Below are 14,846 nucleotides of genomic sequence, written 5' to 3'. Positions count from 1 at the left end.
CGGGACGGACAGGAGGCCCGGCGCACGTCCCCCACGACGCCCCCGTCTGCGCACGGCACCGCCGAGTGCGCGAGACGCCGCCGGCTCCTGCGGCGTCTCAGCGAGACGGCGGCGTCTCGGCGCGACCGCGGCGTCTCGGCGCGACCGCGTCGCGCCGGGAACGAGAGCGGGGCCGTGCGGCGCGCATGCGCAGCCTGCACGGCCCCACCGGTCGCGGGTGCTGCCCCCACAGCGGCACCCGCGGTGTCGACGCCCTACTTGGTGGCGTCGACGTCCTTGGCGAGCGTCCCGAGGTAGAGCTCGATGACCTTGGGGTCGTCGGCCAGCTCCTTCCCGGTGCCCGAGTACGCGTTCCGCCCCTGGTCGAGGACGTAGCCGCGGTCGCAGATCTGCAGGCAGCGGCGGGCGTTCTGCTCGACCATGATCACGGAGACGCCGGCCTTGTTGATGCGGCGGGTGCGGATGAACGTCTCGTCCTGACGCACCGGCGACAGTCCGGCGCTCGGCTCGTCGAGCAGCAACACCTTCGGGTCCATCATCAGCGCACGGGCCATCGCGACCGACTGCCGCTCACCACCGGAGAGCGAGCCGGCACGCTGGCCCTTGCGCTGTCCGAGGACGGGGAACAGGTCGTAGATGACCTCGAGCCGCTCGCTGAACTTCTTCGGCCGCAGGTACAGCCCCATCTGCAGGTTCTCCTCGATGGAGAGCGAGGGGAACACGTTGTTCGTCTGCGGCACGAAGCCGACGCCGGCCTGCACGAGCTTGTTCGCCTTGAGGTTCGTGATGTCCTCACCCTGCAGCGTCACGGCGCCCTCGCGGACGTTCACCAGCCCGAACAGCGCCTTGAGGAGCGTCGACTTGCCGGCACCGTTCGGGCCGATGATGCCGATGAGCTCGCCCGGGTAGCAGACCAGGTCGCAGCCGTTGAGGATGTTCACGCCCGGCAGGTACCCGGCGACCACGTTGTCGGCTCGCATCACCGGCTCGCGGTCCTGCACGGCGGTCGCGCCGCCGGGCGCGGCACGCGGGGTCGGGCTGCCGGGCGTCGGGCTGCCGGGGGTGGCGGCCACCGCCGCCGGCTCCGGACTGGAGGCCCGGTCCGCGCCGGTGCCGTTCGTCGCGTCCGTCATCGGGTCGCCTTCCCTTCGTCGGCGGTGTCCGCCGCGTCCTCTTCTGCGACCTCGTCGGCGAGTTCCTCGTAGGTCTCCTCGTTGAGGAGCGAGTCGTCACCCAGGTCGGTGTCGTGGTGCGCGCCCAGGTAGGCGTCGATGACGGCCTGGTCGTCCATCACCGTGGCGGCCGGGCCCTCGGCGACGACCTTGCCCTCGGCCATCACGACCACCCAGTCCGAGATGTGCCGGACCATGTGCATGTCGTGCTCGACGAACAGCACGGTCATGCCGTCGTCGCGGAGGGACTGGATGTGCCCGAGCAGCGACTGGGTCAGCGCCGGGTTCACGCCGGCCATCGGCTCGTCGAGCATGATCATCGTCGGGTCGGACATCAGTGCGCGGGCCATCTCGAGGAGCTTCCGCTGCCCGCCGGACAGCGATCCGGCGTAGTCGTCCTTCTTCTCGAGCAGCTTGAAGCGGTCGAGCAGGTCCTCGGCCTTCGCCGTGATCTCCTGCTCGCGCTTCTTCCACACCGGGCTGATCAGCGCGGCGAAGAAGTTCTCCCCCGGCTGGTCCTTCGCGCCGAGCAGCATGTTCTGCATCACGGTCAGGCGGGACAGCGCCTTGGTCAGCTGGAAGGTGCGGACCATGCCGGCCCGGGCGACCTTCGCCGCCCCGGTGTTGCCGAGCGTCTTCCCGTTGAACTGCCACCGCGCGTCCTTGCCGCTCGACGGCTTGTCGAAGCCGGTGAGCAGGTTGAAGAACGTGGTCTTGCCGGCACCGTTCGGACCGATGAGGGCCGTGATGGCGCCGCGCTGCACCTCGAGGTGGCCGACGTCGACGGCGGTCATGCCGCCGAAGCGCCGGGTGATGTTGTCGACCGTCAGGATCGCGTCGGGCTTCGGGGAGCCCGGAGCGTGCTGCACCGCGGTGAGGGCGGTGGGGACGCCGGGGGTGGTGGTCGGTTCAGACACTGAACGTCAGCTCCTTCTTGTTCCCGAGGAGTCCCTGCGGGCGGAAGACGATGAGGAGCATGAGCGCGACGCCGACGAGCACGTAGGAGAACTGCTCGGCCTGCTGGGCGTTCATGATCGAGTTCGGGATGAAGTCACCCGCGATGGTGCGGATGAACAGCCGGAGGACGAAGAACAGGATCGACCCGAGCACCGGGCCGAACACGGTCGCGGCACCACCGAGGATGAGCGCCGTCCAGATGAAGAACGTCATCGAGCGGCCCATGGCGTCCGGCTGCACCGAACTCGGCAGGACGTAGATGATGCCGCCCAGAGCACCGAGCGCGCCACCGAAGACGAGCGCCTGCATCTTGTACGAGTAGACGTTCTTGCCGAGGGAGCGGACGGCGTCCTCGTCCTCGCGGATCGCCTTCACGACTCGGCCCCAGGGGCTGCGCATGAGCAGGAAGAGCACGAGGGTGAACAGGGCGACGAGGCCCCAGCCGACGATGCGGATCCACCAGCCGTTGACGCCGTTGTTCGAGTAGCTGAACCAGAGGATCGTCGTGGTGCCGTCGGGCAGGAAGCTCAGGGCGTTGAACGGGTCGCGGTAGCTGGAGCCGGTGATGCCGTTCGAGCCACCGGTGGTGTCCGTCAGCAGACTCGAGCGGCCGACCATGCGGATGATCTCGGCGCCGGAGATCGTGACGATCGCCAGGTAGTCCCCCCGCAACCGCAGGGTCGGGATGCCGAGGATCACCGCGAACACGATCGAGATGGCCAGGGCCACGAGCACGGCCATGCCGAAGGGCAGCCCGTTCGTGATCGAGATCGCGAAGCCGTAGGCGCCGAGCAGCAGGAACGCCGCCTGGCCCATGTTGACCAGGCCGGTGAGGCCGAAGTGGACGTTGAGGCCGATCGCGGCGAGGGCGAACGCCGCGGTCGTCGGGGCGAGTGCTTCCTGCGTCAGGGAGCTGAGGAGTTGGAGGATGTAGTCCATGCGGGTGCTCCCTTAACCGATCCGCTCGGCACGGCCGAAGATGCCCTGCGGACGGAACAGCAGGATGAGGATGAGGATGACGAGTGCGGTGGCGTACTTGAAGTCGCCGGGCAGCACCAGGTTCGTCAGCTCCACGACGATGCCGATGATCATCGAGCCGACGAGGGCGCCGTAGGCCGTCCCGAGACCACCGAGGGTGACCGAGGCGAACATCAGGAGCAGGAGCTGCAGACCGGTCTGCCAGTTCACGCCGTTGAGCACGAGGCCGAGCATCACACCGGAGAGCCCGGCGAGACCCGCGGCGAGCGTCCACACGAAGCGGATCACGCGGTCGACGTCGATGCCCGAGGCCGCAGCGAGCGCCGGGTTGTCGGACACGGCTCGGGTGGCGCGGCCGAAGCGGGTCTTCGCCAGGAAGAGCCCGGTGCCGATGAGGACCACGAGCGCGATGCCCATCGCGACGTAGGACTGCACCGTGAGCGTGATGCCGGCGAAGGTCACCGTCTCCGGGTTGCCCTGCTGGATGCGGACGGTCGCGGCGCCGAAGAAGTACTGGAAGGCGTACTGGGCGGCGATCGAGAGGCCGATCGTCACGATCATCAGCTGGGTGAGGCTGATCCGGCGCTTCCGGAGCGGCTTCCAGATGCCGGCGTCCTGCAGGTACCCGGAGGCGGCGCAGAGGAGCACGGTCACGATCCCGGCGAGCCAGATGTTCCATCCGAGCTGGTTCGCGAAGACGTAGGCCAGGAGCCCGCCGAGGGTGACCTGCTCGCCGTGCGAGAAGCTCGACAGACCGGTCGTGCCGTAGATCAGCGAGAGGCCGATCGAGGCGAGGGCGATGAGCAGGCCCAGGCGGATGCCGGAGGCGAACTGCTGCCAGAACCGGGCGGCCGTGACGCTCGTGGCGGCGGTGGAGGTCGTCGCACCCTCCTGGTCGGAGAGCTGGAAGATCGTGCCGGCGTTGGCGTTGACGTTGCCCTGGACCGTGCGGGCGGCGTCCTTCGCGTCGGTCAGGTACTGCCCCTTCGGCAGCGAGTCCTGGTCGACCTTGACCGTGTAGGCGCCGGCGGCGGGGATGCTGACGGACCAGCGTCCGTCGGCGTTCGTGGTCGAGGAGCCGGTGAACGAGCCGGGTCCGGTGACCGCGACGGCGACGCCCTCGGTGGGCTTCCGGTCGGAGTCGAGGATGGTGCCCTGGATGCAGCCGTTCGAGGTGCTGACGACGCAGGGCCCGGTGCTCGCGGGTGCGCTGCTGGAGGTCGGGCTGCTGGTCGCTGCACCGGCGACGGGAGCGAGAGCCCAGTCGACCGCGAAGGTGGCGAGGAAGGCGAGGAAGAGCACGGCGGCGAGGACCAGGCGACGGCGGCCTGGTGCCCCGCGGCGGAATCGGTGCGCGAGCACTGACCCCGGCGGAGTGATGGAACCCACGGATGAGCCTCTCGTTCGGATAGTCGAGGACCATAGGGATTTTTTGTGTCCCCCGTGTTTCCGGCACGTTCCCTGCACAAATCGTGCCGGAACCGTGATGTTGCACAGGCGCGTCGATTTGCATTCCGGAGACGAGCCTCCCGTCTGGCCGGTACAGCGACTTCCGGAGGGGTCGGAGCCCCGGAATGGCGCGCGCAGCCCGCGCGTTACCATGTCCTATCCGGAGCCCACCGCAGCGTTCCCGGTGTCTCGACCACTTCACACGCACGCCCACGAAGGGGACCCATGGACCAGCCGGATCCGTTCGGATTCATCGGACTCACGTACGACGACGTCATGCTCCTGCCGGGGCACACCGACGTCATCCCGAGCGAGGCGTCCACCGCGTCCCGGCTCACCAAGCGGATCTCGGTCAACGTGCCGCTGCTCTCCGCGGCGATGGACACCGTCACCGAGTCCCGCATGGCCATCGCCATGGCGCGGCAGGGCGGCATCGGGATCCTGCACCGCAACCTCTCGATCGCGGACCAGGCGGCGTACGTCGACAAGGTCAAGCGCTCCGAGTCGGGCATGATCACCAACCCGGTGACCACCACACCGGACGCCACCGTGGCCGAGGTCGACGCGCTCTGTGGGCAGTTCCGCGTCTCCGGCCTGCCGGTCGTCGAGTCCGACGGCACGCTCGTCGGCATCATCACGAACCGGGACATGCGGTTCGTCGCCCCGTTCGAGATGGCCACGACGCTCGTCCGTGACGTCATGACGAAGGCGCCGCTGATCACCGCTCCGGAGGGCATCGACCCCGAAGAGGCGATCGCGATCTTCGCCCAGCACAAGATCGAGAAGCTGCCGCTGGTCGACCCGGCGGGCAAGCTCCGCGGGCTCATCACCGTCAAGGACTTCGACAAGAGCGAGAAGTACCCGGACGCCACGAAGGACGACGAGGGCCGCCTGCGTGTCGGCGCGGCGATCGGGTTCTTCGGCGACGCCTGGCAGCGCGCCGAGGCACTGCGTGACGCCGGGGTCGACGTGCTCGTGGTCGACACCGCGAACGGCGAGAGCGAAGGCGTGCTCGACATGGTCCGTCGCCTCAAGGCCGACCGGTCCTTCGACGCGATCGACGTCATCGGCGGCAACGTCGCGACCCGCTCCGGTGCGCAGGCGCTCATCGACGCCGGTGTGGACGCCGTCAAGGTCGGTGTCGGTCCGGGCTCCATCTGCACCACCCGCGTCGTCGCCGGTGTCGGCGTGCCGCAGGTGACCGCCGTGTACGAGGCGTCGCTCGCCGCGCGGGAGGCCGGCGTCCCGATCATCGCCGACGGTGGCCTGCAGTACTCGGGCGACATCGCCAAGGCCCTGGTCGCCGGTGCGGACACCGTCATGCTCGGCTCGCTGCTGGCCGGCTCCGACGAGTCCCCGGGCGAGCTCGTGTTCGTCGGTGGCAAGCAGTTCAAGGCGTACCGCGGGATGGGCTCCCTCGGCGCGCTGCAGACCCGCGGCAAGAAGACCTCGTACTCGAAGGACCGCTACTTCCAGGCGGACGTGCCCTCCGACGAGAAGCTCATCCCCGAGGGCATCGAGGGCCAGGTCCCCTACCGCGGTTCGGTCGGCAACGTCGTGTACCAGCTCGTCGGCGGGCTGCGGCAGTCGATGTTCTACGTCGGCGGTCGGACGATCCCGGAGCTCAAGGCGCGGGGCAAGTTCGTCCGCATCACCGCGGCCGGGCTGAAGGAGTCGCACCCGCACGACATCCAGATGGTCGTCGAGGCGCCGAACTACCGCGGCTAGCCTTTCCGCAAAACGCAACGTGGGCGGTGCTCCGCAGCGGTATTCCGCTGCGAGGTGCCGCCCACGTTGCGTTCCGCGGGTCCACTCTCCACAGATCTCGCCGACGGGCGTCGCGCCGTCCGGTCCGCTCGCACTGTAGGGGGATGGACGAACAACCACGATTCCTGCTGCTCCGCTCCGACGACCGGCAGTCGCAACACCGCATCCGCCGGGGCGAACTCGTCCGCGTCACGCACGGTGTCGCCGTCGACGCCGCCGAGTGGGAGCGCATGTCCGTCCGGGAACGCCAGCGGCTCGTGCTGGAGGCTGTGGTCACCACCGTGGGCGAGTGGCGTGTGCTGTCCCACCGCTCCGCCGGCCTGCTCTGGGGTCTGCCGGACGTCGACCGGCCGGACCCACGGGTGCACGTGACCGATGCCCTGATCGGCACGACGCACTCCGGCCGCCGGGTCGTGCGGCACGCCGCTCCCCTCGAGTCCGCTGCCGTGTCGACCGTCGACGGACGCCGGGTCACCTCGCTCCTGCGCACCGTGGTCGACCTGGCGCGCAGCACGTCGTACGAGAACGCAGTCGCGGTGCTCGACCACGTCCTACACGCGGGCTTGCTCGACGTCGACACCCTGCGACGCGCCCTCGCGGACTGGCCCACGCCTCGGGGCATCACACGGGCACGTCGAGCACTGCGGTTCGCCGACCCGCGCGCCGAGTCCCCGGGTGAGTCGGTCAGTCGTGTCCGACTCGATGAGGACGGCTTCGCTCCGCCGGTACTGCAGCAGTCCTTCGGGCGGTTCCGAGCGGACTTCTGGTGGCCGCGGTACGGCGTCGTCGGGGAGTTCGACGGGATGGCGAAGTACGACGAGCCCGGGACCGTCCGGGACGAGAAGGCCCGGCAGTCGGCGCTGCTCCTCCGGCAGGACGTCCGGACGGTCGTCCGCTGGGGTTGGGCGGAGGTCCGCACCCCGGGTCGGTTGCAGGCGTTGCTGCGGGGGGCGGGCCTCCCGACCGGCCCGTGAGCGCGGCGGGCTGGCCGGCTCGCAAAACGCAACCCCGGCGACGACGCGCAGCGGAATACCGGTGCGAGAAGGCGCCAAGGTTGCGTTTTCCGAGGTGGAAACCGTCCGGACGGACTCCTGATCAGGGGTTCCGGTGAGGCCGTTCAGAAGTGTCACGGGTCTGTAACGAAACACCCAGGTGTGCACTTCCGTCACACGGGCGAAACACATCGACCCTAGTTTTCTCCACATCCCACGCGGAGACGCCGCGCTCGACCCGATGCGGTGGGGCCTCCGCGCAGAGAAAGGGTTCCACGGATGATCAGAACCACCCGCGCCACCACGGCGCTGGCACTGGCGGGAGCTGCAGCGGTGCTCCTCGCCGCCTGTTCCACCTCGAGCAACGCCGGTGGCGGCTCCTCCGAGTCGGCCTCGGCCGGCGGTGCCAAGAAGGACCCGGCCGCGAGCTGCCAGGCCCCCTCGTCGCCCGGCACCGACCCCCTGAAGATCGGCACGATCCTGCCGCTGACCGGGTCGCTCGCCTACCTGAACCCGCCCGCCGAGTCCGGCGTCGGCCTGGCGGTCGAGGACATCAACTCCGCTGGTGGCGTGCTCGACAAGGACGTCACGATCGACCCCGCCACCGACTCCGGCGACAGCAACGACATGACCGTGTCGAGCTCGGCCGCGACGAAGCTCGTCAACGCCAAGGTCCCGGTCGTCATCGGCGCCGAGTCCTCGTCCGTCACGCTCAACGTGATCGACCAGCTCACGAGCAACTGCATGGTGCAGATCTCGCCGGCCAACACGGCGACCGACCTGTCCGGCTACTCGTCGCACTACTACCGCACCGCTCCGCCGGACTCCGTGCAGGGCTCGGCGCTCGGCCAGCTCATCACGGGTGACGGCAACGCCAAGGTCGCGTTCCTGGTCTTCAACGACACCTACGGCACCGGTCTCCGCAACTCCGTGCAGGAGGCCGTCGAGGCCGCCGGCGGCCAGGTCGTCTACGGCGCGAAGGGCAAGGGCCAGGAGTTCCCGCCCGGACAGACCACGTTCTCGTCCGAGGTGACCGCAGCACTCGCCACGAAGCCCGACGCGATCGTCGTCCTGGCCTTCGACGAGACGAAGTCGATCATCCCCGAGCTCGTCTCGCAGGGGAACAAGGCGAAGATCTACATGTCCGACGGCAACACCGCGGACTACTCCAAGGACTTCGACAAGGGCACCCTCGACGGCGCCCAGGGCACCATCCCCGGTGCCAGCCCGAAGGACGAGCTGAAGCAGCGTCTGGTCGCGTTCTACAAGAAGTCCTCCGGCAAGGACCTGGCGGACTTCTCGTACGCGGCTGAGTCCTACGACGCCACGACCCTCGCCGCCCTCGCCGCGGTGAAGGGCAAGGGCACCGACTCCGGCACCATCCAGGCCAACATGGCTGCGGTGTCCGGCGCCGACGGTGGCACCGAGTGCTCGACGTTCAAGGACTGCAAGGCCCTGCTGGACAGTGGGAAGGACATCCACTACACCGGCCCGTCCGGCATCGGCCCGTTCGACAAGAAGAACGACCCGTCGAGCGCCTACATCGGCATCTACAAGTTCGACAAGGACAACAAGCCGGTCTACCAGAGCGCCATCCAGGGCTCGGTCTCGAAGTAACCGCACCAGCACGACGACGGCCCCCGGCAGCAGCAGCTGCCGGGGGCCGTTCGCGTGCACCCGGCACCGGCCGGGCAGGCGACGGACGGGAGGCCCGCCCCGCCCCCGTCAGCTCAGGCCGGCTCCGGCACGGGGACGCGCCGGGCACTCCGTCGCGCAGCGGTGAACGAGTCGACCGTGAGCAGCACCAGCGCGAACCACACCACGCCGAAGCCGATCCACCGTGAGGGCGACATCGCCTCGTGCTGCACGAGTACCCCGACGAGCAGCTGCATCACGGGGGCGAGGTACTGCGTCAACCCGAGCGTCGACAGGCTGACCCGACGGGCCGAGGACGCGAACAGCAGCAGCGGCACCGCGGTCGCCGGCCCCGTCAGCACCGTGATGAGGACGTGCACGCCGCCTTCGCTCGCGAACGTCAACCCGCCCGCGAGCCCGGTCACCCCGAGCACCACGAGCGCCCCGACGGCGATCGGCAGCAGCCACACGGTCTCGATCGTCAACCCGCTCAGGGCGTCGACGGTGCCGCCGACGCGCTTCTTCACCAGGCCGTAGAGCCCGAACGAGAACGCGAGCGCCAGGGAGATCCACGGCATCCGCCCGTAGCCGACCGCGATGACGACGACCGCGACGACGCTGATGCCGACCGCTATCCACTGCAGCGGACGCAGGCGTTCGCGGAGCACCACGATGCCCAGGGCGATGGTGACGAGCGGGTTGATGAAGTACCCGAGCGCCGCTTCGACGGTGTGGCCGGTGGTCGTCGCGGCGACGTACACGGTCCAGTTCACCAGGATGAGTCCGGCGGCGATGCCCATGATCCCCATCACCCGGGGCTGCACGAGCAGGGCACGGGTCCGCAGCCAGGAGCGGGTGGCGAGGATCGCGACGGCGCAGAACACCAGGCCGAAGACGATCCGCCACGACACGATCTCGAACGCGCCGGCGGGGGCCATCGCGGCGAAGAGCAGGGGCATCAGGCCCCAGAGTCCGTAGGCGACGAGCGCCTGTACGACGCCGACGGATGCCTCGCTGCGCGCCGGGCGCGTGGGACTCGGTTCACTCACGGAACCATCCTAGGAAGGCGAGGCGACGTCGGGTGCTGGTGGCGGGCCTCCCGGCCGACGACGAACGCCCCGCCGGCCAGGCCGACGGGGCGTTCGTGGAGCAGGTGTCAGTGCTCGATGACCGCGAGGACGTCGCGGGCGGAGAGGACCAGCAGGTCCTCGCCCGAGTACTTGACCTCGGTGCCGCCGTACTTCGAGTAGATGACCTTGTCGCCGACGGCGACGTCGAGCGGCACGCGGTTGCCGTTGTCGTCGATGCGACCCGGGCCCACGGCGACGACCTCGCCCTCCTGGGGCTTCTCCTTCGCGGTGTCCGGGATGACCAGACCGGACGCGGTGGTCTGCTCCGCCTCCACCTGACGGATGACGATGCGATCTTCGAGCGGCTTGATGCTGACGGCCACGGTGACCTCTTCTTTCTCGGTACGTGTTCGGTACTGACGAAAACCGGGTTGGCACTTCCCTCGGGAGAGTGCCAACCCCAACTGTAGGACGTCACTGGCACTCGGTCAATCCGAGTGCCAGTGCGCCACGGCCGTGTCCGCCGCCTGGGAGGATCGGGGCATGGACGCCGCCGAACTCACCCAGCTGCTGACCCCGGCCGGGATGGACCTGCTCGACCGTACGCCCTCGGTCTCCGATGGTGGCGAGATCGTCCGGGTGGTCTCCCGGTTGCGGGCCGAGGGCCACGACCCCGCCCTGGTGGCGGCGGTCCTGACCCAGGCGAAACTGCGGCAGAAGGCCCGCGGCAAGTTCGGCGACTTCGCGGCGCGGATGCTCTTCACCGAGGCGGGCCTCGAACAGGCCACCCGGCTGCAGGTCGCCGCCCAGCACGCCGGGCGCTTCGCCGCCGCGGGACTGCAGCGGGTCGCCGACCTCGGCTGCGGGATCGGCGGGGACGCGCTCGCGATGGCGGCGCTCGACCTCGACGTCACGGCGGTCGACCGCGACGAGGTGACGGCGGCCGTCGCGACGCACAACCTGGCGCCGTGGCCGAACGCCCGGGTCGCCCTCGGGGACGCCGCCGCGTTCGACCTGTCCACCGTCGACGGGGTGTGGATGGACCCGGCCCGGCGGACCAGCGGGCACTCCGACACCCGACGCCTGGCCGACCCGGACGACTGGTCACCCTCGCTCGACACCGTGTTCGCGGCGGCCACGACCACCCCGACCGGCGTGAAGCTCGGCCCGGGCATCGACCGCGACCTGATCCCCGACACGGCCGAGGCGCAGTGGACCTCCGTCGACCGCGAGGTCGTCGAACTCGCCCTGTGGTTCGGCCCCCTCGCCCGGCCCGGTATCCGCCGGGCCGCGACCGTCGTCGGAGCGCACGGCATCGCCGAGCTGACCGGCCCAGCCGACGCCGAGGACGTCGAGGTCGGGCCGCTCGGGGACTACCTCTACGAGCCCGACGGCGCCGTGATCCGCGCGCGGCTGATCGGGGACCTCGCCCGCTCGATCGAGGGCCGGATGCTCTCCGAGGGCATCGCGTACGTCACCTCGGACCAGGCCGTCGTCACCCCGTTCGCGCAGGGGTTCCGCGTGCTCGACACGATGCCGCTCGACGTCAAGCGCCTGGCCGCGCGGCTGGCTGCGGACGACATCGGGACCGTGGAGATCAAGAAGCGCGGGGTCGACGTCGACCCCGCCGAGTTCCGCAAGCGGTTGCGTCTGCGGGGCCGTGGTCGCGTGACGCTCGTGCTCACCCGACTGGAGGGACGACACACCGCCGTCCTGTGCGAGCGGCTCACCGACGTGGCCGGCTGAGCCGCGCACCGGACGGTGTCCCGCGCTGGTCGCGCTGGGCGGTGTCGCGCGCCGGGCGCTGTCCCGCGGCGCGTTCGTCGCGCGTCGCGGCGGGATCGGTCCGGGTCAGCCGATGAGCGCCCCGACACCACCGCCGGAGCTGTCCCACTCAGACCCGACCGAGCCGGGCGAGGCGGCGATGATCGCGATGAGCGCGATGACGAGCAGGATGAAGAGGCCGGTCAACACCCATCCGCCGATGATGCCGGCGAGCGCCAGACCCCGCCCCTGCTCGCCCGTCTGCTTGATGCGACCGAGGGCGACGTGGCCCATGATCGCGCCGGCCGGGCTGGTGAGGATCAGGAGCGGGCCGAGGACGATGCCGCCGAAGGCGAAGACGATCGACAGGATCGCGAGCGTGCTGGTCGGCCGCGGGGCGTACGGGTTGTGGGTGCTGGCCCGGTAGGGATCACCGGCGCCGTACTGCGGCGCCGCGTACGGGTTCTGCTTCGCGTACGGGTCGTGCGCGCCGTACGGGTTCTGCTGAGCGGCACCGTACTGGCCGTACTGCTGCGCCTGGCCGGCCTGCTGCGGCTGGCCGTACTGCCCCGGCTGCTGCGCCTGGCCGTACTGCCCCGGCTGCTGCCATCCCTGGCTCTGCTGCCCGTACGGGTCCTGCCGCGCCTGTCCGGACGTCTCGTCCGGCTTCGATCGGTCGTTCAGATCGGACACGTCGCACCCTCCTGGCAGCCACTCGACCGCCGTCCCCGATCTTCCCACAGCCGTGCCTGAGCGGTTCAGGAGACGAGGTCAGACCTGGACGGTCGTCACCGGCAGGGTGGAGTCCGCGGCGATGCCGAGGTCGCTCGGCGCGTGCCCCTCGGCGACGAGCCGCGCCCCGACGGCCGCGATCATGGCCCCGTTGTCCGTGCACAGGTCGAACGGCGGGATCCGCAGGGCCACGCCGGCGGCGGCGCAGCGTTCCTCGGCGACCTGCCGCAGTCGGGCGTTCGCGACGACGCCACCGCCCAGGAGCAGCCGGTCGACACCGGTGTCCCGGCAGGCGTTCAGTGCCTTGGTGAGCAGCACGTCGACGACGGCCTCCCGGAAGCTCGCGGCGACGTCGGCGACCGGGACCTCCCGGCCCTCGTCGCGGCACCGCTCGACCCAGCGGGCGACGGCTGTCTTGAGCCCGGAGAACGAGAAGTCGTAGCGGTGCGCCGCCATGTCCTTCGGCAGCGTCAGCCCGCGGGGGAACCGGATCGCGGTGGGGTCGCCGTCGGCTGCGGCCCGGTCGATCTGGGGGCCGCCGGGGTACGGCAGGCCGAGGAGTCGGGCGACCTTGTCGAACGCCTCGCCCGCGGCGTCGTCGATGGTCTCGCCGAGCAGCTCGACGTCCCCGACCAGGTCCCGCACGAGGAGCAGCGACGTGTGACCACCCGAGACGAGCAGCGCCACGGTCGGCAGGTCGATCTCGGAGCCGTCCGGTCGCAGCACGTCCGCCCCGACGTGGCCGACCAGGTGGTTGACGCCGTACAGCGGCTTGCCGGTGGCCACGGCGAGCGCCTTCGCCGCACCGACCCCGACCATCAGGGCGCCGGCGAGCCCGGGGCCAGCAGTGACCGCCACGGCGTCGAGTTCGTCGAGCGTGACGCCGGCCTGCGCGAGTGCCTGCTGCAGGGTCGGGGTCATCGCCTCGAGGTGCGCACGGGCGGCGACCTCGGGGACGACACCGCCGTAGCGGGCGTGCTCGTCCATGCTCGACGCGATGACGTTGGCGAGCAGGGTGGTGCCGCGGACGATGCCGACGCCGGTCTCGTCGCAGCTCGTCTCGATGCCGAGCACCAGGGGTTCAGTCGCGCTCATCGAGGGCCTCCTGTCCGATCGGGCCGGGACCGGAGCCCGGACCCGTGGGTACCGCGGGCGCCGCGGGCTCGAGTGCGGCACGCATCACCCACGCGTCGACCCCGTCGGGCTGGTAGTACCGGGGCCGGGTGGCGATGTGGGTGAACCCGAAGCCGGCGTACATCGTCTGCGCGACCGGGTTGTCGGCGCGGACCTCGAGGAAGACCTCGTGCACGCCGCGACGCCGGGCCTCGTCGAGGAGCTCGGTGAAGAGCAGCCGACCGAGGCCCCGCCCACGCTGGTCTGCGGCGACGGCGATGGTCTGCACGTCGGCGACCGGGTTGCCCGGCAGCGACGACAGTCCCGCGTACCCGACGACCGTGGGCGCAGCGTCGTCACCGGCGGTCTCGATGACGACGTAGTACCCGTGGGGGGAGTGCAGTTCCTCCGACATCTGCGACGACGACCAGGCGTCGGTGGGGAACGAGACGCGCTCGAGCCACATGACGTCGTCGAGGTCCGCCGGGTGCGCCCGACGCACGCGCAGGCCGTCCGGCAGGGCGAGCGTCACCGGGCGACCCGCTTCGGAGCGCCGGGGACGGTGACGTCGGGCTCCCGCAGGTACACCGGCGTGTCCGCGGCCAGGGGTGTGCCGGAGGCGAGCCGGTCGGCGGCGAGCACCCCGAGCCTCCCGGCCGGGATGGTGACGGCGGTGTGCCGGCGCCAGTCGACGAGGTCCGGACGGGAGGCACGCAGCACGTCGTCCAGGTCCGCCGGCCTGGCGAGACCCGGGCCGGCGACGCGGACGCCGTCGGCGTCGTAGGCGCTCCACGCGATCTCGCGACGGCGGGCGTCGGTGAGGACGACGAGGGGGCCGTGCTGACCGGCGGCCACGGCGTCGTGGCTGACGAGCGGGAGGAACGGGACTTCCCGGGCAGCGGCGAACGTGCGGGCGGCGGCGATGCCGACGCGGAGCCCGGTGAACGGACCGGGGCCCATGCCGGCGACCACTGCCGTGACGTCGGCGGGCGTGATGCCGGCGGCGCGCAGGGCCTCGTCGAGGAACGGTCCGATCACCTCGGCGTGACGACGGGTGTCCTCGGTCTCGCGTTCGGCCAGGACCCGACGGGTCGACGGGTCGACGACGGCGACCGAGGTCCCGGCGGAGGTGTCGATCGCGAGCAGCACCCGTCCATCGTAGGCGCGGACGCGAGCGGGCCGGCCTGGTTCGCGCCCAGCGACAGCGCTCGGGCCGC

14 protein-coding genes are annotated in these 14,846 nt (G+C 70.7%); 4 read left to right on the top strand and 10 right to left on the bottom strand.

Annotated features, from left to right (window positions below):
- Nucleotides 1-254: 254 nt before the first annotated feature.
- The 4 genes from QL987_RS11695 to QL987_RS11680 form a co-directional block, all read right to left on the bottom strand.
- The gene (locus QL987_RS11695; protein ID WP_239539992.1) at nucleotides 255-980 is read right to left on the bottom strand and encodes an ABC transporter ATP-binding protein; all 726 of its coding nucleotides are present in this window, start codon (nucleotides 978-980) and stop codon (nucleotides 255-257) included.
- A 149-nt stretch (nucleotides 981-1,129) separates the two neighbouring features.
- The gene (locus tag QL987_RS11690) at nucleotides 1,130-2,089 is read right to left on the bottom strand and encodes an ABC transporter ATP-binding protein (RefSeq protein WP_221850147.1); all 960 of its coding nucleotides are present in this window, start codon (nucleotides 2,087-2,089) and stop codon (nucleotides 1,130-1,132) included.
- Nucleotides 2,082-3,068, bottom strand: a complete 987-nt coding sequence (locus QL987_RS11685) for a branched-chain amino acid ABC transporter permease (RefSeq protein WP_111073895.1) — start codon at nucleotides 3,066-3,068, stop codon at nucleotides 2,082-2,084. Before QL987_RS11685 ends, QL987_RS11690 begins: the two co-directional genes overlap by 8 nt.
- Before the next feature lie 12 nt (nucleotides 3,069-3,080).
- Nucleotides 3,081-4,496, bottom strand: a complete 1,416-nt coding sequence (locus QL987_RS11680; RefSeq protein WP_258376634.1) for a branched-chain amino acid ABC transporter permease — start codon at nucleotides 4,494-4,496, stop codon at nucleotides 3,081-3,083.
- A 285-nt stretch (nucleotides 4,497-4,781) separates the two neighbouring features.
- Between QL987_RS11680 and guaB the strand changes: the two genes are divergently transcribed.
- From guaB to QL987_RS11665, 3 genes are all read left to right on the top strand, one after another.
- Nucleotides 4,782-6,284 (top strand): IMP dehydrogenase, encoded by a 1,503-nt coding sequence (gene guaB / locus QL987_RS11675; protein WP_111073897.1) that lies wholly within the window; start codon nucleotides 4,782-4,784, stop codon nucleotides 6,282-6,284.
- Nucleotides 6,285-6,427: 143 nt separating this feature from the next.
- Nucleotides 6,428-7,297 (top strand): hypothetical protein, encoded by an 870-nt coding sequence (locus QL987_RS11670; protein WP_290157790.1) that lies wholly within the window; start codon nucleotides 6,428-6,430, stop codon nucleotides 7,295-7,297.
- A 297-nt stretch (nucleotides 7,298-7,594) separates the two neighbouring features.
- Complete coding sequence (locus tag QL987_RS11665; RefSeq protein WP_221850144.1) at nucleotides 7,595-8,932, top strand: ABC transporter substrate-binding protein; 1,338 nt, start codon at nucleotides 7,595-7,597, stop codon at nucleotides 8,930-8,932.
- Nucleotides 8,933-9,045: 113 nt separating this feature from the next.
- On the opposite strand, the gene rarD is transcribed toward QL987_RS11665, so the two are convergent.
- Together rarD and groES are read right to left on the bottom strand one after the other, a co-directional pair.
- A complete protein-coding gene (gene rarD / locus QL987_RS11660) occupies nucleotides 9,046-9,999 on the bottom strand; it encodes an EamA family transporter RarD (RefSeq protein ID WP_290157789.1) in 954 nt (317 codons plus the stop codon).
- A 107-nt stretch (nucleotides 10,000-10,106) separates the two neighbouring features.
- On the bottom strand, nucleotides 10,107-10,403 hold the full coding sequence (gene groES / locus QL987_RS11655) for a co-chaperone GroES (RefSeq protein WP_071292506.1): 297 nt from the start codon (nucleotides 10,401-10,403) through the stop codon (nucleotides 10,107-10,109).
- Between the two features lie 160 nt (nucleotides 10,404-10,563).
- Here groES and QL987_RS11650 point away from each other — a divergent pair, with 160 nt between their 5' ends.
- Entirely contained in the window at nucleotides 10,564-11,766 is a 1,203-nt protein-coding gene (locus QL987_RS11650) for an SAM-dependent methyltransferase (RefSeq protein WP_290157788.1), read from the top strand.
- A gap of 105 nt (nucleotides 11,767-11,871) precedes the next feature.
- Here QL987_RS11650 and QL987_RS11645 read toward each other — a convergent pair whose 3' ends face one another.
- From QL987_RS11645 to tsaB, 4 genes are all read right to left on the bottom strand, one after another.
- A complete protein-coding gene (locus tag QL987_RS11645) occupies nucleotides 11,872-12,477 on the bottom strand; it encodes a DUF4190 domain-containing protein (RefSeq protein ID WP_290157787.1) in 606 nt (201 codons plus the stop codon).
- A 78-nt stretch (nucleotides 12,478-12,555) separates the two neighbouring features.
- Nucleotides 12,556-13,611, bottom strand: coding sequence for a tRNA (adenosine(37)-N6)-threonylcarbamoyltransferase complex transferase subunit TsaD (gene tsaD / locus QL987_RS11640; RefSeq protein ID WP_111073903.1), 1,056 nt, complete (start codon nucleotides 13,609-13,611; stop codon nucleotides 12,556-12,558).
- Nucleotides 13,598-14,161 carry a ribosomal protein S18-alanine N-acetyltransferase gene (rimI, locus tag QL987_RS11635; protein WP_356841282.1) on the bottom strand — a complete coding sequence of 188 codons (564 nt, stop codon included), beginning with the start codon at nucleotides 14,159-14,161 and terminating at the stop codon, nucleotides 13,598-13,600. The genes tsaD and rimI overlap by 14 nt, the downstream gene beginning before the upstream one ends.
- A complete protein-coding gene (gene tsaB, locus QL987_RS11630) occupies nucleotides 14,158-14,778 on the bottom strand; it encodes a tRNA (adenosine(37)-N6)-threonylcarbamoyltransferase complex dimerization subunit type 1 TsaB (protein ID WP_290157786.1) in 621 nt (206 codons plus the stop codon). Before tsaB ends, rimI begins: the two co-directional genes overlap by 4 nt.
- Nucleotides 14,779-14,846: the final 68 nt, after the last annotated feature.

Origin of the sequence: Curtobacterium sp. APC 4022, from assembly GCF_030407555.1 — a bacterium.
Taxonomy (GTDB): domain Bacteria; phylum Actinomycetota; class Actinomycetes; order Actinomycetales; family Microbacteriaceae; genus Curtobacterium.
Note: the sequence above shows the minus strand (reverse complement) of the source record. Positions and strands in the feature narration are given on the sequence as shown.